Annotated in this window: 1 protein-coding gene; it reads left to right on the top strand. The window is 61.8% G+C overall.

The features are described 5' to 3' along the window. A partial coding sequence (locus EOD29_RS33635; protein WP_206520596.1) for a SufD family Fe-S cluster assembly protein occupies positions 1-251 on the top strand: 251 nt, incomplete at both ends.

The raw sequence follows: 251 nt of genomic DNA, 5'->3' as shown, positions 1-251 counted from the left end.
GCCAAGGGCGTCTTCCAGGGCATGATCCGAGTGGCGCCCGATGCGCAGAAGACCGATGCCAAGATGGCCTGCAACACGCTGCTGATGTCCGACGACGCCGAATTCTCGGTCAAGCCCGAGCTTGAGATCTTCGCCGATGATGTCCAGTGCGGTCACGGCGCGACGGTGACCGATATCGACGCCAACCATCTCTATTACATGATGGCGCGCGGCATTCCGGAGAACAAGGCGCGGGCGATGCTCGTCAACGC

This window comes from Mesorhizobium sp. M1A.T.Ca.IN.004.03.1.1 (genome assembly GCF_003997555.1).
Lineage (GTDB): Bacteria > Pseudomonadota > Alphaproteobacteria > Rhizobiales > Rhizobiaceae > Mesorhizobium.
Note: the sequence above shows the minus strand (reverse complement) of the source record. Positions and strands in the feature narration are given on the sequence as shown.